General features: G+C 67.8%; 25 protein-coding genes. 9 read left to right on the top strand and 16 right to left on the bottom strand.

Going from position 1 to position 22,401, the window contains the following annotated elements; all coding sequences use genetic code 11:
- The first annotated feature begins 27 nt into the window (after nt 1-27).
- From M5C98_RS19135 to M5C98_RS19145, 3 genes are all read left to right on the top strand, one after another.
- Nucleotides 28-600 carry a ferritin-like domain-containing protein gene (locus M5C98_RS19135; RefSeq protein ID WP_272549020.1) on the top strand — a complete coding sequence of 191 codons (573 nt, stop codon included), beginning with the start codon at nt 28-30 and terminating at the stop codon, nt 598-600.
- 114 nt (nt 601-714) lie between these two features.
- On the top strand, nt 715-1,029 hold the full coding sequence (locus tag M5C98_RS19140; RefSeq protein WP_092741513.1) for a BON domain-containing protein: 315 nt from the start codon (nt 715-717) through the stop codon (nt 1,027-1,029).
- Between the two features lie 148 nt (nt 1,030-1,177).
- Nucleotides 1,178-2,335, top strand: a complete 1,158-nt coding sequence (locus tag M5C98_RS19145; protein ID WP_272549021.1) for a zinc-binding metallopeptidase family protein — start codon at nt 1,178-1,180, stop codon at nt 2,333-2,335.
- On the opposite strand, the gene coaD is transcribed toward M5C98_RS19145, so the two are convergent.
- The 4 genes from coaD to M5C98_RS19165 form a co-directional block, all read right to left on the bottom strand.
- A complete protein-coding gene (coaD, locus tag M5C98_RS19150) occupies nt 2,310-2,807 on the bottom strand; it encodes a pantetheine-phosphate adenylyltransferase (protein ID WP_272549022.1) in 498 nt (165 codons plus the stop codon). The genes M5C98_RS19145 and coaD overlap by 26 nt on opposite strands.
- 180 nt (nt 2,808-2,987) lie before the next feature.
- Nucleotides 2,988-3,608, bottom strand: coding sequence for a 16S rRNA (guanine(966)-N(2))-methyltransferase RsmD (gene rsmD / locus M5C98_RS19155; RefSeq protein WP_272549023.1), 621 nt, complete (start codon nt 3,606-3,608; stop codon nt 2,988-2,990).
- Nucleotides 3,605-4,957 (bottom strand): M16 family metallopeptidase, encoded by a 1,353-nt coding sequence (locus M5C98_RS19160; protein WP_272549024.1) that lies wholly within the window; start codon nt 4,955-4,957, stop codon nt 3,605-3,607. The genes rsmD and M5C98_RS19160 overlap by 4 nt, the downstream gene beginning before the upstream one ends.
- Before the next feature lie 23 nt (nt 4,958-4,980).
- Nucleotides 4,981-6,435, bottom strand: a complete 1,455-nt coding sequence (locus M5C98_RS19165) for a M16 family metallopeptidase (RefSeq protein ID WP_272549025.1) — start codon at nt 6,433-6,435, stop codon at nt 4,981-4,983.
- A 280-nt stretch (nt 6,436-6,715) separates the two neighbouring features.
- Between M5C98_RS19165 and ftsY the strand changes: the two genes are divergently transcribed.
- From ftsY to M5C98_RS19190, 5 genes are all read left to right on the top strand, one after another.
- The gene (gene ftsY / locus M5C98_RS19170; protein ID WP_442867295.1) at nt 6,716-7,903 is read left to right on the top strand and encodes a signal recognition particle-docking protein FtsY; all 1,188 of its coding nucleotides are present in this window, start codon (nt 6,716-6,718) and stop codon (nt 7,901-7,903) included.
- 275 nt (nt 7,904-8,178) lie between these two features.
- Nucleotides 8,179-9,120 carry an RNA polymerase sigma factor RpoH gene (gene rpoH / locus M5C98_RS19175; protein WP_272549027.1) on the top strand — a complete coding sequence of 314 codons (942 nt, stop codon included), beginning with the start codon at nt 8,179-8,181 and terminating at the stop codon, nt 9,118-9,120.
- Nucleotides 9,121-9,254: 134 nt separating this feature from the next.
- Nucleotides 9,255-10,271, top strand: coding sequence for a Bug family tripartite tricarboxylate transporter substrate binding protein (locus M5C98_RS19180; RefSeq protein ID WP_442867201.1), 1,017 nt, complete (start codon nt 9,255-9,257; stop codon nt 10,269-10,271).
- Nucleotides 10,272-10,382: 111 nt separating this feature from the next.
- Nucleotides 10,383-10,763, top strand: a complete 381-nt coding sequence (locus M5C98_RS19185) for an oxidoreductase (protein WP_272549028.1) — start codon at nt 10,383-10,385, stop codon at nt 10,761-10,763.
- A 111-nt stretch (nt 10,764-10,874) separates the two neighbouring features.
- Nucleotides 10,875-11,735 carry a Crp/Fnr family transcriptional regulator gene (locus M5C98_RS19190; protein WP_272549029.1) on the top strand — a complete coding sequence of 287 codons (861 nt, stop codon included), beginning with the start codon at nt 10,875-10,877 and terminating at the stop codon, nt 11,733-11,735.
- Here the strand turns inward: M5C98_RS19190 and M5C98_RS19195 are convergent.
- Genes M5C98_RS19195 through M5C98_RS19215 form a run of 5 tightly spaced genes read right to left on the bottom strand, consistent with a single transcriptional unit; the run spans nt 11,675 to nt 15,863 of the window.
- Nucleotides 11,675-12,283 (bottom strand): SCO family protein, encoded by a 609-nt coding sequence (locus M5C98_RS19195; protein WP_272549030.1) that lies wholly within the window; start codon nt 12,281-12,283, stop codon nt 11,675-11,677. The genes M5C98_RS19190 and M5C98_RS19195 overlap by 61 nt on opposite strands.
- Nucleotides 12,284-12,288: 5 nt before the next feature.
- The gene (cyoE, locus tag M5C98_RS19200; RefSeq protein ID WP_272549031.1) at nt 12,289-13,200 is read right to left on the bottom strand and encodes a heme o synthase; all 912 of its coding nucleotides are present in this window, start codon (nt 13,198-13,200) and stop codon (nt 12,289-12,291) included.
- Nucleotides 13,197-14,402 (bottom strand): COX15/CtaA family protein, encoded by a 1,206-nt coding sequence (locus tag M5C98_RS19205; RefSeq protein ID WP_272553349.1) that lies wholly within the window; start codon nt 14,400-14,402, stop codon nt 13,197-13,199. Before M5C98_RS19205 ends, cyoE begins: the two co-directional genes overlap by 4 nt.
- Nucleotides 14,402-15,151 (bottom strand): hypothetical protein, encoded by a 750-nt coding sequence (locus M5C98_RS19210; RefSeq protein ID WP_272549032.1) that lies wholly within the window; start codon nt 15,149-15,151, stop codon nt 14,402-14,404. The genes M5C98_RS19205 and M5C98_RS19210 overlap by 1 nt, the downstream gene beginning before the upstream one ends.
- A complete protein-coding gene (locus M5C98_RS19215; protein WP_272549033.1) occupies nt 15,093-15,863 on the bottom strand; it encodes an SURF1 family protein in 771 nt (256 codons plus the stop codon). Before M5C98_RS19215 ends, M5C98_RS19210 begins: the two co-directional genes overlap by 59 nt.
- Nucleotides 15,864-15,869: 6 nt before the next feature.
- Between M5C98_RS19215 and M5C98_RS19220 the strand changes: the two genes are divergently transcribed.
- Nucleotides 15,870-16,100: a twin transmembrane helix small protein gene (locus M5C98_RS19220; protein WP_272549034.1), complete on the top strand. Its 231-nt coding sequence runs from the start codon at nt 15,870-15,872 to the stop codon at nt 16,098-16,100.
- 111 nt (nt 16,101-16,211) lie between these two features.
- Here M5C98_RS19220 and M5C98_RS19225 read toward each other — a convergent pair whose 3' ends face one another.
- The 7 genes from M5C98_RS19225 to M5C98_RS19255 all read right to left on the bottom strand — a co-directional run bounded on the left by M5C98_RS19225 (nt 16,212) and on the right by M5C98_RS19255 (nt 22,365).
- Nucleotides 16,212-17,093 (bottom strand): cytochrome c oxidase subunit 3, encoded by an 882-nt coding sequence (locus M5C98_RS19225; protein WP_272549035.1) that lies wholly within the window; start codon nt 17,091-17,093, stop codon nt 16,212-16,214.
- A 51-nt stretch (nt 17,094-17,144) separates the two neighbouring features.
- Nucleotides 17,145-17,363, bottom strand: a complete 219-nt coding sequence (locus M5C98_RS19230) for a DUF2970 domain-containing protein (RefSeq protein WP_272549036.1) — start codon at nt 17,361-17,363, stop codon at nt 17,145-17,147.
- Complete coding sequence (locus M5C98_RS19235; protein ID WP_442867296.1) at nt 17,360-17,959, bottom strand: cytochrome c oxidase assembly protein; 600 nt, start codon at nt 17,957-17,959, stop codon at nt 17,360-17,362. The genes M5C98_RS19230 and M5C98_RS19235 overlap by 4 nt, the downstream gene beginning before the upstream one ends.
- A gap of 45 nt (nt 17,960-18,004) precedes the next feature.
- On the bottom strand, nt 18,005-18,115 hold the full coding sequence (locus M5C98_RS19240) for a cytochrome oxidase small assembly protein (protein ID WP_272549038.1): 111 nt from the start codon (nt 18,113-18,115) through the stop codon (nt 18,005-18,007).
- Nucleotides 18,116-18,128: 13 nt separating this feature from the next.
- Nucleotides 18,129-19,769 (bottom strand): cytochrome c oxidase subunit I, encoded by a 1,641-nt coding sequence (gene ctaD, locus M5C98_RS19245; protein ID WP_272549039.1) that lies wholly within the window; start codon nt 19,767-19,769, stop codon nt 18,129-18,131.
- Nucleotides 19,770-19,802: 33 nt separating this feature from the next.
- Nucleotides 19,803-20,972, bottom strand: coding sequence for a cytochrome c oxidase subunit II (gene coxB, locus M5C98_RS19250; RefSeq protein WP_272549040.1), 1,170 nt, complete (start codon nt 20,970-20,972; stop codon nt 19,803-19,805).
- A gap of 487 nt (nt 20,973-21,459) precedes the next feature.
- Nucleotides 21,460-22,365 (bottom strand): methyltransferase domain-containing protein, encoded by a 906-nt coding sequence (locus M5C98_RS19255; RefSeq protein ID WP_272549041.1) that lies wholly within the window; start codon nt 22,363-22,365, stop codon nt 21,460-21,462.
- Between the last annotated feature and the right edge of the window lie 36 nt (nt 22,366-22,401).

The following is a 22,401-nucleotide window of genomic DNA, read 5'->3' on the forward strand; positions in this document are numbered from 1 at the left end:
CCACCAATAACAAAGAGCGAGCGTCCCATGACCCCTGTCACCACCATCAACCCGGCCAGCAATCCGGCGGCCCCTTCCGAGACCCTGGTTCTCGACGAGAAGGCCCTGCACCAGGCAGCGACGCAGGATCTGGATGAAGGGGCTGTCACGCCCGCCTATGGTCCTCACCGCGAAGCGATCGTGAAGCTGCTGAACGACGCATTGGCCACCGAACTGGTGTGCGTGCTGCGTTACAAGCGGCACCATTTCACTGCAGATGGCATGGAGTCCCCAGCCATCGCAGCCGAATTCATGGTGCATGCGAATGAAGAGTCCGCCCATGCGGACAAGATTGCGCAACGCATCGTGCAGCTCGGCGGTGAGCCTGACTTTTCGCCCAGCTCGCTCGAAGAGCGCAGCCATGCCGATTACGACGATTCGTCCGACCTCAAGGCCATGGTGCGAGCCAACCTGGTGGCAGAACGGATTGCCGTGGAAGCGTACCGCCAGATGATCACGTTGATCGGCGACAAGGACCCGACGACGCGCCGCATGCTGGAAGGCATTCTGGCCGACGAAGAAGAACACGCCGACGAACTCAAGGATTGGCTGCATCGCTGAAAGGCGACGGAGCCAGCCCAAGAAACAGTTCATCGACCGCGGGGGGTGCAACAGGTCGGTGAACTGAAGAATCCCAAAGCACCCGTGTTAACAAACCAAACCAAGGAAATAACCATGAAATACGCACGTGCACTCGCTTTTGCAGCCCTCGCTGGCGCAACCATCATCTCCGCAGGCTGCTCGGTGGCGCGCGATCAGCAGACCGTCGGCTCCTACGTGGACGACGCAGGCATCACGACCGCTGTGAAGGCCAAGATGGCTGAAGACAAGTCCGTGTCGGCCACGTCCATCAGCGTGGAAACGCTGAACGGCACCGTGCAACTGTCGGGTTTCGCCAAGTCGCAAACCGAAAAGAACACGGCTGAATCCATCGCACGCAACACCAAGCACGTGCGTGACGTGCGCAACAGCATCGTCGTGCGTCCTTGATCGAGGCCCTGCAGGCCCCCAGCGGCCTGTGAGATGCTATGAAAAAACAGGCTCTTCGGAGCCTGTTTTTGTTTCGCCCTCCCCTTGGTTTGCCACACGCTTGCCGCAAGTGCAATGCAAGATTCCTCACAGGCTCTAAGCTCGCACCATGCAGGTATTCAATTGCGACCAATGCGGTCATCTCGTTTTCTTCGACAGCGTCCAATGTCTGCATTGCGGCGCCAAGCTCGCCTTCCTTCCTGACCAGTTGACGATGGCCGCGCTGGTGCCGGCGGTGTCGGGCCTGCGTGACGATTCGGACCTCTGGGAGCGGGTTGCAGATGCAGGCCGTGGCAGTGCCCAACCGCTTTATCGGCTTTGCCACCATCGCAATGCGCACCGCGCATGCAATTTCGCGCTGCAGGGCGACGACCCCCATGCCCTGTGCGTCTCGTGCCGGCAAACGCGCATCCTTCCCGACCTTTCGGAACCCGCCAACCTGCGCCGCTGGAAGCAGATCGAGCAAGCCAAACGGCAGCTTTACTACACGCTGGCCAAGCTGGGACTGGAGCCCGCGCCCGCAGGCGACAGCCCCGCGTTCGAATTTCTGGCCGACCAGCCTGGCTACCCCGTGATCACAGGGCATTCGAGCGGCACCATCACCCTCAACATCGCAGAGGCCGATGACGACGAGCGGGCACGCCGCAGGCTGGCGCTGCACGAGCCTTACCGCACACTGATCGGCCATTTGCGCCATGAGTCGGGGCATTTCTACTGGGACCGCCTGCTGCGCGACCAGGGCAAGCTGGAGAACTTCCGCGCCGTGTTCGGCGATGAGCGGCAGGACTACGGCGCGGCACTGCAGGACTACTACGCCAGCAGCCCGCACCTGCGGGACTGGGGCGACCACCACGTGAGCGCCTATGCCGCCGCGCACCCCTGGGAAGACTGGGCCGAGACCTGGGCGCACTACCTTCATATGGTCGATCTGCTGGAGACGGCCTCCAGCTACCGCACCGGACTTCAGATCCCGAAACCCAAGGCCGGCGCGGCACGCCACTTCACGATGAACGACCCGTTCGCCACGCAGTCCCCGGATTTCGATGCCATGGTCAGCGAATGGGTGCCGCTCACGCTGCTGCTCAACAGCCTGAACCGCAGCCTGGGCCAGCAGGACGCCTACCCGTTCGCCCTGTCGTCCGGAGCGCTCGCCAAGCTGCGTTTCGTGCACGAACTGGTGCAGTCCGCCCGCGCGGCGTTGTCAATGGCGCACGGGCGCCTGAACACGCGGGCAACGCGCGTCAGGCCGACTGAGCGCGCACCTTGACGGCCAGGCGCTCGGACACTTCGGGCGACACGAACTTGTCCACCTCGCCACCCAGCAGGGCGATCTCGCGCACGAAGGTGCTGCTGATGAACTGGAACTTGTCGCTGGGCGTGAGAAAGACGGTTTCCACCTCGGGCATGAGGCTGCGGTTCATGCCGGCCAGCTGGAACTCGTAGTCGAAATCGGTCACGGCGCGCAGGCCGCGCACCATCGCCTTGCCGCCGCGATCGACCACGAAGTCGCGCAGCAAGCCGGAGAAGGTCTCGACCTGCACCTGCGGATAGGCGCGCACGGCCTCGCGGACCATCTCGATGCGCTCTTCCAGGCTGAACAGGGTTTTCTTGTGGTGCCCTGCCGCGACCGCGACGATCACCCGGCCGAAGAGCTGCGTGGCACGGCGCACCACATCTTCATGGCCCAGCGTGATGGGATCGAAGGTGCCGGGATAGATAGCGAGGACGTTCTGGGCCATGGCGTGGTCGCTCCTTTGCGGTCTGGCGGAAGGGGGCACACGCGGTGGAGCGGGCGCAGGGGCGGATTATGCAGCGGGCGCAAAGCCCGCCCTGGCTCCAGTGATGACCGCCAGGACTTGAAGCAAAAAATGCCTCAAGCACATATTCCACTAGCGCATATAGCTATTAATTTAATAGCATCACTGTTTTCTGAGCAAGTGGGCATGCACGGCGCCGGCCTTGAGGTGGCGATGGACCGCCAGCCCCAGGGCCGCCAGCGCGGCCTCGTCCCAAGCCTGGGGCGCTTCCAGGTAGATGAAACCGTCCGCAGCGACGGCCTGGGCCGCGGCGGCCAGAGCGGGTTCGAACAAGGCGCTTTCGAACGGCGGGTCCAGCAGCACCAGGTGCAGGCTGGCCGGCGCGCAGTGCCGCAGTGCGGCCAGGCCGTCGCCCCGCTGCACCCGCACGGCCATGGCTTGCAGCCGCTGCTGCAGCGTGTGCAGTTGATCGACCAGGGCCGGATCGTTCTCGACCAGCTGCACGGCAGTGGCGCCGCGCGAAGCGGCCTCGAAACCCAGGGCGCCCGTGCCTGCGAAGGCGTCGAGGCAGCGCCAGCCGGTCAGGTCCTGTCCCAGCCAGTTGAAGAGCGTCTCGCGCACCCGGTCGGGCGTGGGCCGCAGGCCGGGGCGCTGCGCCACGGGCAGGCGGGTGCGCTTCCATTGGCCACCGATGATCCGGACTTCGCCCACTCCCTTCGGCGCGGGTTTTTTCACGGCGGGCCCGGGCGCTGCCGGCGCGGCGCGGCGTGCGGGGCGGCTCACGGCTTGCCTCCGACCACCACGGTCACCATGCGGTCGGGCTGCAGCTTGCGGGCCATGGCGGCGCGCACGTCGGCTGCGGTCAGGGCCTGCACGCGGTCGGTCCAGTGTTCCAGGTAATCCAGCGGCAGATCGTTCCACGCGATGTTGACCACGTTGGCCAGCAGCTTGCGGTTGCTGTCGATGCGCAGGGCGAAGCCGCCGATCAGGTTGTCCTTGGCGGCCTTGAGCTGGGCCTCGGTCGGGCCCTGGGCCACGAAGCGCGCCAGCACGTCGCGCGACACCTTCACGGCCTCGGCGGCCTGGTCGGGACGGGTCTGCAGGCCGACCAGGAACACGCCGGTGTTCAGGCCCGGCGAGAACTGGCTGTACACGCTGTAGCTCAGGCCGCGCTTTTCACGCACCTCGCTGGTCAGCAGCGAGGTGAAGCCACCGCCGCCCAGGATGTGGTTGCCCACGAGCAAGGCCAAAAAGTCAGGGTCGCGCCGCGCAAAGCCCGGCTGGCCGATCAGCACATGCGCCTGCGCCGAGGCAAAGGGAATGTCCTGCTGCACCGGCGCAGCCAGCGCCTGCACTTCGGGCACGGGCGGCAGCGGCTGGCAGGTGGCGGGATCGCGCGCGGGCATCTGCGACAGCAGCGTGGCCACCAGCGCCTGCGCCTCTTTGCGCGTGACGGCCCCGACGATGCTCACGCGGGCCCGGCAGGTTTCGACGTAGCGGTCGTGGTAGGCCTGCATGTCGGCGATCTCGATGCGGCCGAGCGTTTCTGGCGTCGTGCGCTGGCCGTAAGGGTGGCTGCCGTACACCGCGCTGCCGAAGGCCTTGGCCGCGGCCGTGCCGGGGCGGGTTTCGGCCTCTTTCAAGCCAGCCACCCAGCGCGAACGCTCGCGCTGCCAGATGTCCTGCGGAAAGCTCGGCTGGGCCAGTTGCCGTGCAGCCAGGCGGGCCGCGCGGTCCAGCAGATCGGGCTCGGTGAGCGAGCGCAGCGAAAAGCTCAGGCCGTCGCGGTCGGCCGCGGCCTCGAAGCTCGCACCCAGATCGGCCCAGGCTTCGCCGAGCGCGTTTTCGTCCATCGCCGGCTCGCTGCCCTGGGCGCGCACGCCCTTGGACGACATGGCGGCCACCGAGCTTGCCAGGCCGGCCTGCTCTGCCGGGTCACGGCGCGCGCCGGCATCGAAGTCCACCTGCACATCGACCATCGGAATGGCCGGGCTCTCCACCAGCCAGACGCGGGCGCCGCTCGGCTCGGTCCAGTGCTGGATGGGCAGCAGCGCCCAGGCGGGGTGGGCCAGGCACAAGGCGCCGGCAAAGGCGAGGCACGCGCGCGCGGCCATGCGTTGGAAGCTTTTCATGGGGGGTGTCCTGCGCGTTCTCATCAATGCATCCGCCCGTCGGCGCCGGCTGCGGGGGCGGCGCGCTTGGCGCCAGGGGCCATGGGTTGCGGCAGCAGCGTGCCCACGGTGAGCTGGTCGTCGCCGAAGTAGCGGGCCGCCACCGATTGCACCTGGGCGGGCGTCACCGCGCGCAGCAGGGCAATGAGGCGCGCGTCGGCGTCGGGCGGCAGGCCCTGCACCCAGTTGCTGCCCAGGTCGCTGGCCTGGCTTTGCAGCGAGTCGCGCTGGTAGATGGTGGAGGCCGCCCACTGTGTCTTCACGCGGGCCAGTTCGGCCTCGCTCACCCCTTCGCGGGCGATGCGGGCGACCTCGGCGCGCAGGGCGTCTTCGACCTGCTGCGGGGTCTTGCCGCTGGCAGGCACGCCGGTCAGCAGGAACACGCTGGGGCCGCGCCCCACCACGGATGCCGAGCTATCGGAGCTGTCGGCCACGCGGTCGGGGCCCTGGCTCAAGGCGCGCTCCAGCCGCGCGCCGTCGTAGCCGCTGAGCACGGCCGACAGCACCAGCAGCGACAGCGCATCGCGGTCGCTGTCGGTCATGTTCTCCAGGCGCTCGATGCTCGGCGCGCGGAACGCCAGGGCCACGTAGGCCTGCTCGGCCGGCGCCTTGTAGGCGATGCGGCGGATGCCCTGCTGCACGGGCTCCACGCGCGGCTTGCGGGCCGGCACGGCGCGCACCGGGATGCGGCCGTAATATTTTTCGGCCAGCACGCGGACCTTGTCGGGGTCCACGTCGCCAGCCACCACGACGACCGCGTTGGCCGGCACGTACCACTGGCGGTGGAAGGCGCGCACGTCGTCGGCGGTCATGGCATCGAGATCGCTCATCCAGCCGACGACGGGCCGGCGGTAGGGCGAGGCGATGAACGTGGCGGCGTAGAGCTGCTCGATGAGCGCGGCCCGGGGCTGGTCCTCGGTGCGCATGCGGCGCTCTTCCTTGACCACCTCGATCTCGCGCTTGAACTCGGCATCGGGCCACTGGTTGTTGGCGAATCGGTCGGCTTCGAGCTTCATCACGTCTTCCAGCCGGTTCGCGGGAATCTGCTGGTAGTAGCCGGTGTAGTCGCGGCTGGTGAAGGCGTTTTCCTGCCCGCCCAATGCGGCCACGCGGCGCGAGAACTCGCCCGGCGGCACGGTCTTGGAGCCCTTGAACATCATGTGCTCCAGCGCGTGGGCGACGCCGGAGGTGCCGTCCACCTCGTCCATCGCGCCGACCCGCAGCCAGACCATGTGCACCGCCGTCGGCGCGCGCCGGTCGGGCTGCACGAGCAGCTGCATGCCGTTCTTCAAGGTGAATTGCCGAACCCCCGAGGACGGCGGGCGTTGCGCCTGCGTGTCCTGGGCCGAGGGAGGAAGGGAGGGGGGAGCGGACGGCGGGGTTTGGGCCCCGGCATGCACGCAGGCCAGCAGGCCCAGAAGGGTGATAGCGCGTTTCATAGAATGATGCGATTCTAAGAACCCTCCAATGTTCAGTTTTTTCAAGAAAAAGCCCGCCGCCCCTACCGAGCCGCAAGCCCCCCTTCCCGCGGAGGCTGCGCCAGCGGTTTCCGTGCCTGTCACGCATGCTGCTGCCGACGCGCCCGCGCCGCCCGCTGCCGCACCCTCGGGGGGCCCTGCAGCGTCCGGGGGCTTCGGATGGCTGAAGAATCCGTTTGCGAAGGCACCGGCGGAGGTTCCGCCACCGCCGCCGCCACCGCCCGCCGTTGTTCCGCCGCCGGTGCAGGCGCCAGCCCCGATCGCTCCGCAGGCACCCGTGCCGCCAGCGATCCCCGTGCCGGTGCCTGTGGTGCCCGCACCGGTGCCAGCACCCTCTCCAGCCCCTGTCTCCGTTCCAGTGGCAGCGCCTGCGCCGCCCGCTGTAGCCCGTGTTCCGGTGCCCATCCCTGCGCCCGTGCAGCCTCCAGCGCCAGTGTCTGTACCGGTACAGGTGGCGCCGGCTCCCGCACCCTTGCCGCCCGCTGTTGCGCTCGTCCCTTCGGCCCCGCCGGCAGAACCAGCGCCGGCCGAGCGCAAGGGCTGGATGGACCGCCTGAAGAACGGCCTGCGCAAGACCGGCAGCAGCATCGCCACGGTCTTCACCGGCACGCAGATCAACGACGCGCTGTACGAAGAGCTGGAAGAAGCCCTGCTGATGGCCGACACCGGCGTGAAGGCCACGCAGCATCTGCTGGACGACCTCAAGCGCCGCGTCAAGGACACCAAGACCACCGATCCCGCCGCCGTGAAAGCCCTGCTGGCCGAGGCCCTGGCCGACCTGCTGCGCCCCCTGGAGAAATCGCTGGTCATCGGCCGCCACACGCCCACCGTGATCATGGTGGCGGGGGTCAATGGCGCAGGCAAGACGACCTCCATCGGCAAGCTCACCAAGCACCTGGCGAACGAAGGCGCGGCCGTGTTGCTGGCCGCGGCGGACACCTTCCGGGCGGCGGCGCGCGAGCAGCTCGGCGTCTGGGCCGACCGCAACACGGTCGAGATCGTCAGCCAGGACGGTGGCGACCCCGCGGCGGTGAGCTTCGATGCCGTCACTGCCGGCAAGGCGCGCGGCAAGGACGTGGTGCTGGTCGATACCGCCGGGCGGCTGCCGACCCAGCTGCACCTGATGCAGGAGCTGCAGAAAATCAAGCGCGTGGTCACCAAGGCGGATGCGACGGCGCCGCACGAGGTGCTGCTGGTGATCGATGGCAACACCGGGCAGAACGCGCTGGCCCAGGTGCGCTCCTTCGACGATGCGCTGCAGCTGACCGGCCTCATCGTGACCAAGCTGGACGGCACGGCCAAGGGCGGCGTGCTGGCCGCCATTGCGCAGGAGCGGCCGATTCCGGTGTACTTCATCGGGGTGGGCGAAAAGCTGGAAGACCTGGAAACGTTCAACGCCAAGGAATTCGCGCAGGCTTTGTTGACCTGAAGGGTGGCTCGGCGCCCAGGCTCCCGGCCTTCAACGGGGCTTGGGCGGGGCAAGCCGATTGGTGCCATCCGGCGAATTGATTGTTCACAAAACGAAGTTTTTGGACTTGATTGCTATTAATCCAATAGCACAAAACCATTGCTAGCATTGCGGTGGGACGTATTTTTTCTTCCGAATCTCATCTGCAGCGTCCTACGCCGGCGCGGGAACTAGTCCCTTAGCACTCCCTCATATGGAGTGCTAACATGAATGTCATGGAAGAAAGGACCTCTGGAATGACGCTTCAATCTGGAACCGCAGCCACTGCTCTGGCTCCCGCCAATCCTTGGGCGCTCATCCCCCCCTTGGGCAATCTGGATGCATACATCTCGGCGGTGAACCGCCTTCCGCTCCTCACGGCGGAAGAAGAACGCACCTACGCGCGCCAGCTCAAGGAAAACAACGACGTGGATGCGGCTGGCCGCATGGTGATGTCGCACTTGCGCCTGGTGGTGTCGATCGCCCGCCAATACCTCGGCTACGGCCTGCCGCACGGCGACCTGATCCAGGAAGGCAACGTGGGCCTGATGAAGGCCGTCAAGCGTTTCGACCCCGATCAGAACGTGCGCCTGGTGAGCTACGCCATGCACTGGATCAAGGCCGAGATCCACGAATACATCCTGAAGAACTGGCGCATGGTCAAGGTCGCCACGACGAAGTCGCAGCGCAAGCTGTTCTTCAACCTGCGCTCGATGAAGCAGGGCTTCAAGGCCGATGCGGCAGCGGCCGATGCGGCCACCCACCGCGACACGCTGTCCGAGCGCGAAATCGACGCGGTGGCGCAGCACCTGAACGTCAAGCGCGAAGACGTGATCGAGATGGAAACCCGCCTGTCGGGCGGCGACGTCATGCTCGACCCCTCGCCTTCGGATGATGGCGAACAGGCCTACGGCCCCATCGCCTACCTGGCCGACGGAGCGCACGAGCCGACCGCCATGATCGAGTCGCGCCAGCGCGACGCCCTGGCCACGGACGGCATCGCAGTTGCCCTGTCGGGCCTGGACGACCGCAGCCGCCGCATCGTGGAAGAGCGCTGGTTGAAGGTGAACGACGATGGCTCTGGCGGCATGACGCTGCACGAGCTGGCCGCCGTGTATGGCGTGAGCGCCGAACGCATCCGCCAGATCGAAGTGGCCGCGATGAAGAAGATGAAAAAAGCCCTGGTCGAGTACGCCTGACCAGATGGCCGCCCGCCTTCGCAGGCGCGGTTGGCATGGCGATAATCCCGAGCGCGCAATCCCCTGTGGATTGCGCGCTCTTTCATTGGTGCGCCCGCCCCCGGCGTGCCCCGACTCCCAAGGACGAGACCCCCATGACTTTCCCCGCCGTTCGACGCCGCACGTTGATGGTTGCCCTTTCGCTCGCCGGCGCTCTGGGTATGGCTGCTGCCCAGTCGGCGCCCGGCGCCCTCGCGACGCCGGGGTGGCCGAGCAAGCCGCTGCGCATCATCGTGGGCTTTCCGCCGGGCTCGTCGCCCGACCTGACCGCGCGCACGTTTGCCGAACCGCTGGCTCAGGCGCTGGGCCATCCGGTGATCGTGGAAAACAAGGTGGGCGCGGGCGGCAACATCGGCGCCGATGCGGTGGCCAAGGCGACTGACGGCCACACCATCGGCCTGTTCATCAACGGCAACCTGACGATCGCCAAGCTGCTCAACCCGGCCGTGCCCTACGACCCGCAGAAGGACCTCGCGCCGCTGAGCCTGGTGGGCACCTCGCCGCTGGTGCTGACCGCGCCGGCGTCGCAGCCGGACGTGCCGGCCCATGCCGATGCGCGCGCGTTTCTCGATGCGGCCCGGCAGGCCGGCAACCGCTGGAGCTACGGCACGCCAGGCGTAGGAACGGTGGGGCACCTGGGCACGGAACTGCTCAAGGCCCGCGCCGGCATCGCGCCGATACACGTGCCCTACCCCGGCTACCCGCAGGTGGCCACCGGCATGCTGGGCGGCCAATTGCAGATGGCGCTGCTGCCGCCCGCGCTGGCCCTGTCGCAGGAGCGCACGGGCAAGCTGCGCCTCATCGGCGTGACTTCGGCCGGGCGCAGCACGCTCGTGCCGGGCGTGCCCAGCCTGGCGGAGGCCGGCGTGCCGGACCTGAACCTGGAGATCTGGAACGCGTTCGCCGCGCCGGCCACGATGCCTGCCGCCGTGCAGGCGCGGCTGTCGGCGCTGATCGCCGAGATCGCCCGCAGCCCCGACGTGCGGGCCAAGCTCTTCCAGCAAGGCTGGCAAGTGGCCGGCACCTCGCCCCAGGGGCTGGCGAACCGCATCCAGGCGGACACCGCACTCATGGCGCGGGTGATCCGCACGCAAGGCATCCGCGCCGACTGAAGCCCTGCCCCGGCGGAGGTGGCAGCGCTGCGCTTGTACCGATGTTGATGCAGATCATGCCCCGCGGGGTCCGCGGCCGGCAGACTCGCGCCTTTGATTTCAAGGCACGCCATGCAGCCCTTTCGCATCCTCGTCATCGGCGCCGGCCACACCGGCACTCCACTGTTGCAGCAGTTGCTGGCAGCGCCGTTCGTCTCCGTGCTCGGGGTAGCGGACCTGGACCTCTCCCTGCCCAGCATCGAACTGGCGCGCAGCCACGGCGTGCCCGTGACCTCCGATTTCATGGGATTGCTGGCGGCGCATGGCAGCGCCGTGGACATCGTGATCGACGTCACAGGCCAGCCGACGGTGCGCGACGCGCTGCGCAGGCACATGGTGGACACCGGCAACCAGCAGACGGTCATCCTGCACGAGACCATTGCGCTCCTGCTGATGTCGCTGTCGGCCGGCCAGCGCATCGAAAGCCGGCACGGCGAGCTGGCCTACGCCTGAATCGCAAAGCGCCGATGCCATGACCAAGCCAGGCAATTGCTATATTTTTAATAGCGATATGCCCTAGTGAATCATGCGCTGGAGGCTGTTTTCTTGCTAACCCCTCGCTCCGTGCCCCACCCCGGCGGCACCCCGATGGACTTCGGCGTGCCCCTGCCCCCTTGCCACACCTGCGCCGGCCGCTCGCACTGCCTGCTTGGGCGGGCACCGCGCGAGGTGCAGATGGCCTGCAGCGTGGGGGAGCGGCGCTTTCGCAAAGGCGAGACGCTGGCGCGCCAGGGCCAGTCCTTGCCGGTGCTGCAGATCCTCAAGGTCGGCACCGTGCTGCTGCACCGCCGGGGTGCCGAAGGGATCGACCGGCCCGTGGGCCTGGCAGGCTGCGGGCAGGCGCTGGGCACCACGGCGCTGTTCGCGGCGCCCGCAGAGCTGTCGGTCACGACGCTGGGGGAAGGCCGGCTGTGCGAAGTGCCGGCAGAGGCCCTGGTCTCCGTCCGCCAAGGTGCCGTGGCGCGGGGACTTCTGGAGGCGCTGTCACGCGAAAACGCCCGGGCGCAGGCGCAATTGGCGGATTGGTCGGGGCTGCTGCGCATGCGCGGGGCCACGGCACGGCTGGCGGGCGCCCTGCTGCTGCTGGCCGATCTGCAGCGCAGCACCCTGGTGCGGCTGCCCACGCAGGCGATGCTGGCGGCGCTGCTGGCCACCACGCGCGAGACGGTGGCCCGGGGGCTCGCGCACATTGCGCTGGCAGGCGGCCTGGCCCGGCACGACCGCTGGCACTGCGCCATCGTGCGGCCCCGCCTCATCGCCATGGCGCGGGGAATGGCCGGGCCGGTTTCAGGATCGGGGGCCGGTGACGCCAGGCGCGCCGCCGCCCTGACGGAAACCGATGCGGCTGCCGCCCTGCCGTCGGCTCAGCCCTCGTTCAGCAGGGCGCGCACATCGGCGGCGAGCGCCTGCGCGCCGCTGCCGTAGCGGTTGTACACGCGCAGCCGGCCGGCGGGGTCGTACACGTAGCTGCCGGCCGAATGGTCCATGGTGTAGCTCGTGGGCGTCTTGCCGTCGACCTTCTTGTAGTAGATCTTGAAGTCCTTGGCCACGGCGGCCAGTTGGTCGGGGCTGCCGCGCAGCGCGAGGAACGTGGGGTCGAAGTTGGCCATGTAGGCCTTCAGCACCTCGGGCGTGTCGCGCTCCGGGTCCACGGTGACGAAGATGCCCTGGAGCCGGTCGCCGTCCTGGCCGAGCGAGCGCTTGACCTCCGCCAGCTCCACCATGGACGTGGGGCACACATCGGGGCACTGCGTATAGCCGAAGAACACCACCACGACCTTGCCAGCGAAGTCCTTGAGGTGGCGCGGCTGGCCGTTGTGGTCGGGCAGGGGCAGGTCCTTGGCGTAGTCGGCGCCAGTGATGTCCACGCCCTTGAATTCCGGGCCTTTCTTGGAGCAAGCCGCCAACAGGCCACCAGCGCTTACCAGCAAAGCGCTGGCAGCTATTTTTTTGAGAGCAATGCGTTTGTTCATGGCGGTCACAGCACGTAGTGGTCCACCAGCAGCGCGGCAAACAGCAGGCTCAGGTGGATGAGGGAAAAGCGGAAGGTCTCGCGGGCGAGCGCATCCGAATAGCGGCGCCACAGCCGAAAGCCGTAGGCGCAAAAGCCCAGGCTGAGCACCACGGCGGCGGCCAGGTAGATCCAGGAACTCATGCCGTACACGAAAGGCATGAGGCAGCCGGCGAAGAGGATCAGCGTGTACAGGAACACCTGCAGCCGCGTGAACTCGTTGCCATGCGTGACGGGCAACATGGGCAGGCCCGACTTGCGGTAGTCCTCCACGCGGTACAGCGCCAGGGCCCAGAAATGCGGCGGCGTCCACAGGAAGATGATGAGGAACAGGATGAGCGCCTCGGGCGCCACATCGCCCGTCATGGACGACCAGCCCAGCACCGGCGGCATGGCACCGGAGGCGCCGCCGATCACGATGTTCTGCGGCGTGAGCGGCTTGAGGATCACCGTGTATATCACCGCGTAGCCCACGAACGTGGCGAAGGTGAGCCACATGGTGAGCGGGTTGACCCAACGGTAGAGCACCACCGAGCCCGCCACGCACAGCGCCGCTGAAAACAGCAACGTCTGCGTGTTGGACAGCTCGCCCTTGGCGGTGGGCCGCCAGGCGGTGCGCTTCATCTTGGCGTCGATGCCCTGCTCCACGATGCAGTTGAACGCCGCGGCAGCGCCCGCCACGAGCCAGATGCCCGCGCAGGCGATGGCCATGTGCGCCCACTGGGCGCCGCTGGGCATGCCGGGCACGGCCAGCACCATGCCGATGAAGGCGCAGAAAACGATCAGCTGGACCACGCGCGGCTTGGTCAGCGCATAGAACTGCGCCGCGCGCGACGGCATGCTGGTGATCGGAGGGGAGGTGGCGGGAGCAGCGCTCATGCGGAGATTCTCGTTGCGCCGGTGGGCGCGGTTGTCGTTGCGCTGGCGGTCGCCGCCAGGGGGCGGGCGGCGCCCACGGCGCGGCTTGCGGCCAGGGCCCAGGTGAGGACCACGACCAGGGCCGCGGCGCCGCCGGTGTGCAGCACGGCGGCCACGAGGGGCCAGTCCAGCACCACGTTGGACAGGCCGGTGGCGAACTGCATCAGCGCCAGGCCGGCGATCCAGCGCGCCTGGGCCGGCAGCAGCGCGGCGCGGTGCAGGCGCCAGGCCAGCAGCCCGAGGGCCAGCAGCACGGCGTAGGCCGCCAGACGGTGCGCATAGTGGATGGCCGTGAGGCCCGCGAAGGTGATGTGGCTGCCGTCCTGCAGCAGGCCCAGCGGCCGCCAGATCTCGAAGCCCTGGCCGAAGGCCATGTCGGGCCACCAGCTGCCCTGGCAGGTGGGGAACGTGGTGCAGGCCAGCACCGCATAGTTGGTGCTCACCCAGCCGCCGAGCACGATCTGCACCGCCAGCAGCGCGGTGGTCGCCACCAGCAGACCCCGCAGGCCGCGGCCCAGCGCCACGGGCAGGACGCCGCGCGCGGCGTGCGTCTCGCGCACCGCCTGCACGCACAGCAGCGCCAGCAGCACCAGCCCGCCGATCAGGTGCAGCGTCACGATGGCGGGAAAGAGCTTCATGGTCACGGTGAGCGCACCGAATGCGCCCTGCAGGCAGACCCACACCAGCGTCGCCGTGGACCACCAGGGGCTCAGGGCGGGCGGCGGGCCCTGGTGCCGGGCCGCGCGCGACCGCTGCCACCACGCGCCGACGGTGAGCACGATGATGAGCATGCCCACGCCGCTGGCCAGGTAGCGGTGGATCATCTCGACCCAGGCCTTGCCGTGCGTGACCGGGCCGGTGGGCATGGCCTGCTGGGCAGCGGAGATTTCGGCATGCGCGCCCAGCGGACTCGCGTTGCCGTAGCAGCCCGGCCAGTCGGGGCAACCCAGGCCCGAATCGGTGAGCCGGGTGAAAGCGCCGAACAGCACCAGATCGAAGGTGAGGAACAAGGTCAGCACGGTGAGCGCCTGCAGGCGCCGCACCGGCGAGGTGCCGCGGTTGCGCAGCCACACCCAGGCCAGCGGCCCGAGCGCGATCACCGCGCCCAGCAGCACCATGCGGGCGAGCGGGGCCAGGTCGTACAGCGGCTGGGCGTCCGGCATCATGGCGCTCCGGTGCGGCCGGGCTGGTCCCACGAGGCCGACGCACGCATCAACCGCTCCAGGTCGCGCTTGGCCTTGGCGGCCCCGGCGGCGTCCAGTCCTGCCGGAAAACGCATCATCCAGTGGCCCATGGGATCGATGACGTAAAGATGGTCTTCGATCGCGCGGCCGGCGGCGGGCGCGAGCCACGCGGACAGCGCCTGGGCATCGACCCGCAGCACCTGGGCCTTTTGCAGGGCGGGCTGGATCTCAGGCGGCGGCGCCGCGCCATCGGTCACCAGCCAGACCCAGTCGAGGCGGTCCTTGTCCTTGCCCAGGCTTTCGCGCAGCTGGCGCTGCAGGTACAGGTGGTTCTGGCAAGGCGTGCCGCAGGCGCCTGGCGCCACGCTCACCAGCAGCCACTGGCCCTGCAGCTGGTCGAGCCGCCCCGCAGTCCCGTCGAGGGACGTGGCCGCCAAGCCGGCAGGCATGGCGCGCTGGGGCGCGATGAGTTCGCCGAAATTGCGCCGCCCTTCGGGCCGCAGCACGTAGTAGGTGAAGTACGAGGCCACCACGGGCGCCGCGCACACCAGCAGGATGCCCAGCATCTTCCAGCGCCCCTGGCGGGACTGCTGCACGGCCGCCATGGCCCCGCCCGCGGGCGGCAGGCTGTGCACCGTGAGGCCCAGCGGATGGGCGCCCTGGGGCGCGTCAGGCGGCAGGCTGGCGGCGTGGGCGAATGAAGCGTCGGACGATTTGGAACCAGACATAGAGGATTGCCACCAGGGCGCAAAGCCCGAACCATTGGACGGCGTAGCCGTAGTGTTTTTCGACCCCGGCGTCGATGACGGGCCAGTCGCGCTGCAACCCGTCGCTCGCGGCCCCCGTCTGCAGCACGGTGAGGGGCGCCAGGGCCAGGCCGGTCTCGCCGCGATAGGCTGCAAGGTCGAGATTTTGCCGGATGCGGGAAGACCCCTCGGCGCCGCCGGTGGCGCCGACTTCGTACAGCCGCGACGGCGGCGCCGCGATGCGGCCTTCCACCTCGGTGTCGCCCGCGGGCGTGGGGATCCGGGGCAACTGGGTGCGGTCCTGGAAATTGCGCGGAACCCACCCGCGCTGCACCAGCACGCTGGTGGCACTGCCCTGCAACTGCAACGGCGTGAGCACGAAGAACCCCGGCCGGCCCTGCATCTGGCGGTTGTCCAAAAAAACGGTGTGGGCGGGCAGCCAGCGGCCGCGCAGCACGATGCGGCGGTGCACCAGCGGGTCGTCCGGTCCCGTGGCCACGGGCAGGGCCGCCAGCGTGGCGCCCTCCAGCGGCGGCTGGGCCGAACGCGCGTCGATGGCGGCTTGCAAGGCTTCCTTCTGCGCCGCGCGCGACAGCTGCCAGCGCCCGAGCGACGCGGTCGCGGCCATGGCCAGCACGGCGGCCAGGCTGACCAGCCAAAATTGCAGGCCAGGTCGGCGTCTTGCAGATGTCACGGGATAATGCGCTCCATGAAATACGTGGTGGTGCTGGCCTTCCTGGCCATTCTGGCGAGCCTCGGTTCCGCGCTGTTCTTCATGATGCGCAACGGCCGCAACGACAAAGCCCGCAGCGGCCACATGGCCCGCGCGCTCGCCGTCCGCGTGGGGCTGTCGATTCTGCTCTTCCTGTGCCTGCTGGCCGCATGGAAGCTCGGCTACATCCAGCCCACCGGCCTGCCGGCCACACGTTAGCCAACGCCCAATCCGCCCGGCATCGCCCACGGGCCGCGGCGGGCACCAAGCCCCCGCCACAAAAAAAGCGCCCTGCGGCGCTTTCTTCGTCGGGCCGTCGAGAGGCTTCGGTTACAGCCAATAGACCAGCACGTACAGGCCCAGCCACACCACGTCCACGAAGTGCCAGTACCAGGCGGCGCCCTCGAAGCCGAAGTGCTTTTCCGGCGTGAAGTGCCCTTTTTGCAGGCGCAGCGTGATGAACAGCAGCATCAGCATGCCCACCAGCACGTGAAAGCCGTGGAAGCCCGTCAGCATGAAGAAGGTCGAGCCGAAGACGCCAGAACTCAGCTTGAGGTTCAGGTCGGTGTACAGGTGGTAGTACTCGTAGCCCTGCACGCACAGGAAGACGATGCCCAGCAGCACGGTGGCCCACATGAAGGCGATGGTCTTGCCCCGGTGGTTTTCCCGCAGCGCATGGTGCGCGATGGTCAGCGTGACGCCGGAGGTCAGCAGCAGCGCGGTGTTGATCGTCGGCAGCCAGAACGGGCCGACCGTCTGGAAGGGCTCCACGATGCCGGCGGGCGATGCGGTCATGCCCGTCGCCATGCTGGGCCACACGGCCTTGAAGTCGGGCCACAGCAGCGCGTTGTCCAGGCTGCCCAGGGCCGGCACCGAGTGGGAGCGAGCCCACCAAAGGGCGGTGAAGAACGCGCCGAAGAACATCACCTCCGAGAAGATGAACCAGCTCATGCTCCAGCGGTAGGACAGGTCGATCTTGTGGCCGTACAGACCGCCTTCGCTCTCGCGCACGGCATCGCGGAACCACTGGTACAGCACGAACAGCCACCACACCATGCCCAGGGCGAGCGAATACTTGCCCCAGTCATGGCCGTTGACCCACTGGCCCGCGCCCAGGATCACGAAGAACAGGCCGGCCGCCGCCATCACCGGATGGCGCGATTCGGCAGGCACGTAGTAGTACGGGGTCGTGCCGGGGGTAGATGCACTCATGTCAGCTCCTGAATCTCAAATCGTTGTTATCCGTCGGGCTGCGGCCGTCCATCAGACGACCCAGTTGACCAGCGCGATCAGCCCGACCACCAGCAGCAGCGCCGCGGCCAGGCCGACGACGATGATGTGGATGGGGTTCAGCCGCTCCACGTCCTGCTGGTATTCCGAGCCCTTGCGCAGGCCGATGAACGACCACGCCACCGCCCGCACGGTGCGCAGCAGCGAGCCCTTGCGGCGCGCCGGCGATTCGCCAGGGGTGCGCGGGCTCACGATCCGGCTCCCTGCGGCGCCACGCCGGCCGGCAGCGCGGCCGTGGGCTCGGTGGGCGCGGGCGGCGTCTTGCCGCCCACCTCGAAGAAGGTATAGGACAGGGTGATGGTGGTCACGTCCTTGGACAGGCGCGGGTCGATCACGAACGCCACGGGCCATTGCTTCTTCTCGCCCGGCTCCAGCACGTACTGGTTGAAGCAGAAGCACTCGAGCTTGTTGAAGTGCGCGGCCGCCTGCCGAGGCGCGTAGCTCGGGATGGCCTGCGCGGCCATGCGGCGGTTCTGCACGTTCTGGAACTCGTACATGACCGTGGCGAGTTCGCCCGGGTGCACCTGGATGGAGCGCTGCGCGGGCTTGAAGTCCCACGGGCCGCGCGCGTTCGCATCGAACTCCACGGTGATGGTGCGGCTCCTGTCCACCTGCGTGTTCGCGGGCACCTTCACATCGCGGCCCGCCACCCCGTTGCCCGGCACCTGTCGCTCGGACAGCGACAGGATGTTGATGCCGGTCATCTCGCAGATGTGCTTGTAGATGGGAATGAGCACGTAGCCGAAGGCGAACATGCCGACCGAGATCACGGCCAGCTTGCCCACCATCTTGGCGTTTTCAGTGCGGAACATGCCCATGGCGCGTCCAGGCTTTCAGCGGGCCAGCCAGGCCATCTTGACCATGAAGCCGACGAAGAAGGCCACGGCCACCGAGGCCAGGATCAGCGCCATGCGCCGGTTGGACTTCTTTTGCTCGGGGGTCATTGCCAGGCCCTCCTCAGCCGATCACGCGGGTGGCCGAGGCGTCCAGCTTCGGAGGCGTCTCGTACGTGTGGAAAGGCGCCGGCGAAGGCACTTCCCATTCGAGGCCTTCGGCCCCTTCCCACGGGCGCTGCGGCGCCACTTCGCCCTTGCCGCGCATCGCGGGCACCACGATGAACAGGAAGAAGTACACCTGCATCAGGCCGAAGCCGAAGGCGCCGATGGAGGCCAGCATGTTGAAGTCGGCGAACTGCATGGGGTAGTCGGCATAGCGGCGCGGCATGCCGGCCAGGCCCAGGAAGTGCATGGGGAAGAACGTCACGTTGAACGTGATGAGCGAGCCCCAGAAGTGGATGCGGCCCCGGGTTTCGCTGTACATCACGCCGGTCCACTTCGGCGCCCAGTAGTAGTAGGCGGCGAACATGGAGAACAGCGAGCCGGCCACCAGCACGTAGTGGAAGTGGGCCACCACGTAGTAGGTGTCCTGCAGCTGGATGTCGATGGGGGCCATCGACAGGATCAGCCCGGTGAAGCCGCCCATGGTGAACACGAAGATGAAGCCCACGGCGAACAGCATCGGGGTCTCGAACGTCATGGAGCCGCGCCACATGGTGGCGATCCAGTTGAAGATCTTCACGGCCGTGGGCACCGAGATCAGCATGGTGGCGTACATGAAGAACAGCTGGCCGGTCACGGGCATGCCGGTCGTGAACATGTGGTGGGCCCACACGATGAACGACAGGATGGCGATGGACGAGGTGGCATACACCATGGAGGCATAGCCGAACAGCCGCTTGCGCGAGAACGCCGGCACGATCTGGCTGATGATGCCGAAGGCCGGCAAGATCATGATGTACACCTCGGGGTGGCCGAAGAACCAGAAGATGTGCTGGTACATCACCGGGTCGCCGCCGCCGGCGGGGTTGAAGAAGCTGGTGCCGAAGTGGCGGTCCGTCAGCGTCATGGTGATGGCGCCGGCCAGCACGGGCATCACGGCGATCAGCAGGTAGGCGGTGATGAGCCAGGTCCAGGCGAACATGGGCATCTTCATCAGCGTCATGCCGGGGGCGCGCATGTTCAGGATGGTCACGATGATGTTGATCGAGCCCATGATGGACGAGGCCCCCAGGATGTGCATCGCGAAGATGCCGGCATCCATCGACGGGCCCATCTGCAGCGTGAGCGGCGCGTACAGCGTCCAGCCCGCCGCGGGCGCGCCGCCGGGCATGAGGAACGAGGTCACCAGCATGATGGCCGCCGGGATCATCAGCCAGAAGCTGAAGTTGTTCATGCGCGCGAAGGCCATGTCGGATGCGCCGATCTGCAGCGGGATCATCCAGTTCGCGAAGCCCACGAAGGCCGGCATGATGGCGCCGAACACCATGATCAGGCCGTGCATGGTGGTGAGCTGGTTGAACAGCTCGGGGTTCACCAGCTGCAGGCCGGGCTTGAACAGCTCGGCGCGGATCAGCAGCGCCAGGATGCCGCCCACCATCAGCATGGTGAACGAGAACAGCAGGTACAGGGTGCCGATGTCCTTGTGGTTGGTCGCGAACACCCAGCGCCGCCAGCCCGTCGGGCCGTGGTGGTGGTGATCGCCGTGGCTGTCGTGTGCGTGGCCGCCCGCGTGACCGTGGTTGTCGAGAACTGCGCTCATCTTGGATTCCTCAGTGCGTTGGGGCGTTGGTGGCTATTTGCCACGCTGGGCCAGGATCTCGGACGGCTGCACGATCTGCCCCGTCTTGTTGGACCAGGCGTTCTTGGTGTAGCTCACCACCGCCGCCAGATCGGTGTCGCTCAGCTGCGCCCAGGAGGGCATCGCGCCGTTGGCGGCGCCCTTGAGCACGATGTGGATCTGCTGGGTGTGGTCGTCGCTCTTGACGATGGCCGAGCCGTCCAGCGGCTTGATGGGGCCCGCGCCCTTGCCGTTGGCCTGGTGGCAGGCCGCGCAGTTGGCGGCATACACCTTCTCGCCGCGCGGCAGGATGTCCTGCAGCGTCCACACCTTGCTCGGGTCGTCCAGCTTGGCCGCGGCCTTTTTCTTCTCGCCGGCCACCCACTGGGTGTAGTCGGCAGCGGAGACGACCTTCACGTGGATGGGCATGTAGGCGTGTTCCTTGCCGCACAGCTCGGCGCACTGGCCGTAGTAGTCGCCCACCTTGTCGGCGCGGAACCAGGTGTCGCGCACGAAGCCGGGAATCGCATCCTGCTTAATGCCGAAGGCCGGCACCATGAACGAGTGGATCACGTCGTTGGCGGTGGTGATCACGCGCACCTTCTTGCCCACGGGCACGACCAGGGGGTTGTCCACCTTGAGCAGGTAGTCGGCCGGGGCATTGGTCACGTTGCCGCTGTCAGACATGCGGCGGTGGCTGCTGTCAAGGGTGGAGATGTACGCCAGGCCCTGGCCTTCGCCGGTGATGTAGTCGTATCCCCACTTCCACTGGTAGCCGGTGACCTTGATGGTCAGGTCGGCGTTGGTGGTGTCCTTTTGCGCCACGAGCACCTTGGTGGCGGGCAGCGCCATGAGGATCACGATGATGAAGGGCACGATGGTCCAGATGACCTCGACGGTCACGGACTCATGGAAATTGGCCGGTTTGACGCCACGCGACTTGCGGTGCTTCCAGATCGAATAGAACATCACCGCGAACACGGCGATGAAGATCACCGTGCAGATGATGAGCATCATCCAGTGCAGGAACTGCTGCTCCTCCGCGATGCGGGTGACCGGAGGCGCCAGGTTCAATTGGTTGACGGCCGGGCCACCGGGGAGATCCTGCACGGCGTGGGCTGCGGTGCCCACCCATGCACCCGCCATCAGCAGCAAAGAAGCCAGCTTGTTGGAAATGCTCTTCATAGTTCTCACTTCTAAGCCTCAATTAACCAATCCCTGGGCGCCCCCGCGTGGGGTCGGGGCGGCGCACAAAGCCATGCGAATTCCAACATCCAGACCGTGCCCGGGCCTTGGGGCGCAATGCCCGAGCCCTTCAGCGCGGCTGGGTTCCACATGAACCCGGTTTCATCGATGCGAAGCACCGCCGGTGCTTCGCTTTTGTCTCCTGACCTTCAAGGCCCGCGCGGGTTGGCGCGTGCCTTGCACCGTGCAGCATGCCGTTCCCGTGGCCCGATTGCAAGGCCCGCGGCGACATCCGCTGCACAGCCCCGTACAAACCATGAGAAGGTTGGAAGGTTTCGCGCCGACCGCAGAGATGCCGCTTATGGGCGGCTTCCCGGCAGGGCCGCGTGGATCGCACCGCGCAGCAGAAGTTCCGGAACAGCACCGCCAAGAATTGTAGCCTGCTGTTGCGACGGATCATGGGGGCCCTGCCCCCGGGAAAACACCCTCAGGCGCCCGGTTTTCTCGCCCCCTTCAGCATGGCGCGCATGTCTTGCAGCGACACGGCGCTGCTCTCGCTCACCCGCAGGCGCGGCGCGGGCTTGAAGGCGTGGCCATAGACGATCTCGAAGGTCAGCGCCAGTTGGCCGCCTTCGTTCGGGTCGGCCAGGCGGTCGGCCAGCGCCTGCTCCAGCCGCTCGCGCCAGCGGCGCCCGCGCAGCGCAGGGAACCGCGCCGGGTGCAGGTTGCAGCCCAGTTCGCGCAACTCCTGCAGCAGCCGGGCCGGGGTGGCGAAGGTCAGCCGGATGCGTTCCATGTCCATCACGGGTTCGGCAAACCCGGCCTGCACCAGCATGTCGCCCCAGTCGTGCATGTCCGTCATGGCATGGCCGGCGGGCGGCCAGCCCAGTTCGGCATAGACGGCATGCAGCTCGCGCACGGTGTCGGGGCCCAGGCAGGAGAACATGAGGTAGCCGTCCACGGCGAGTGCCCGGTGCCACCGGCCGATCAGCCCCTGCGGGTCGGCGGCCGTGTGCAGCGCCATGTTGGACCACACCAGGTTGACGCTGCCGTCCGCCGGCAGGCCGAACCTCGGGGCACGCCCGCCCCAGCGCAAAGGGCTCCACCACGCCACACCCAGCGCCTGCTCGGCCACGGGCTGGCGGCGCGCCGCGGTTTCCGCCACCTGGCAGGTGGCCTGGGGGTAGCGCTGGCGCACCAGGGCATGGCCCTGCAGGCCGCCACGCACCGGGTCCCAGTCGCACCAGGCGGCGGGGGCCTGGCGAATCCACTGGAGCCGGTCGTCCATGCGCCGGGCGACCTCCTCGTGCAGCCAGGGGGAGACAGCGGGCGCGGCGGCGTGCCAGCGGGCCGCGGCGGGCGGGTCGATGGTGGGGGGAAGGTGCTCTGGCATCGTGGGGAACGGGGGTCGCGGCGAGTATATTGAGTC

This window comes from Acidovorax sp. NCPPB 3576 (assembly GCF_028473605.1).
Taxonomy (GTDB): domain Bacteria; phylum Pseudomonadota; class Gammaproteobacteria; order Burkholderiales; family Burkholderiaceae_C; genus Paracidovorax.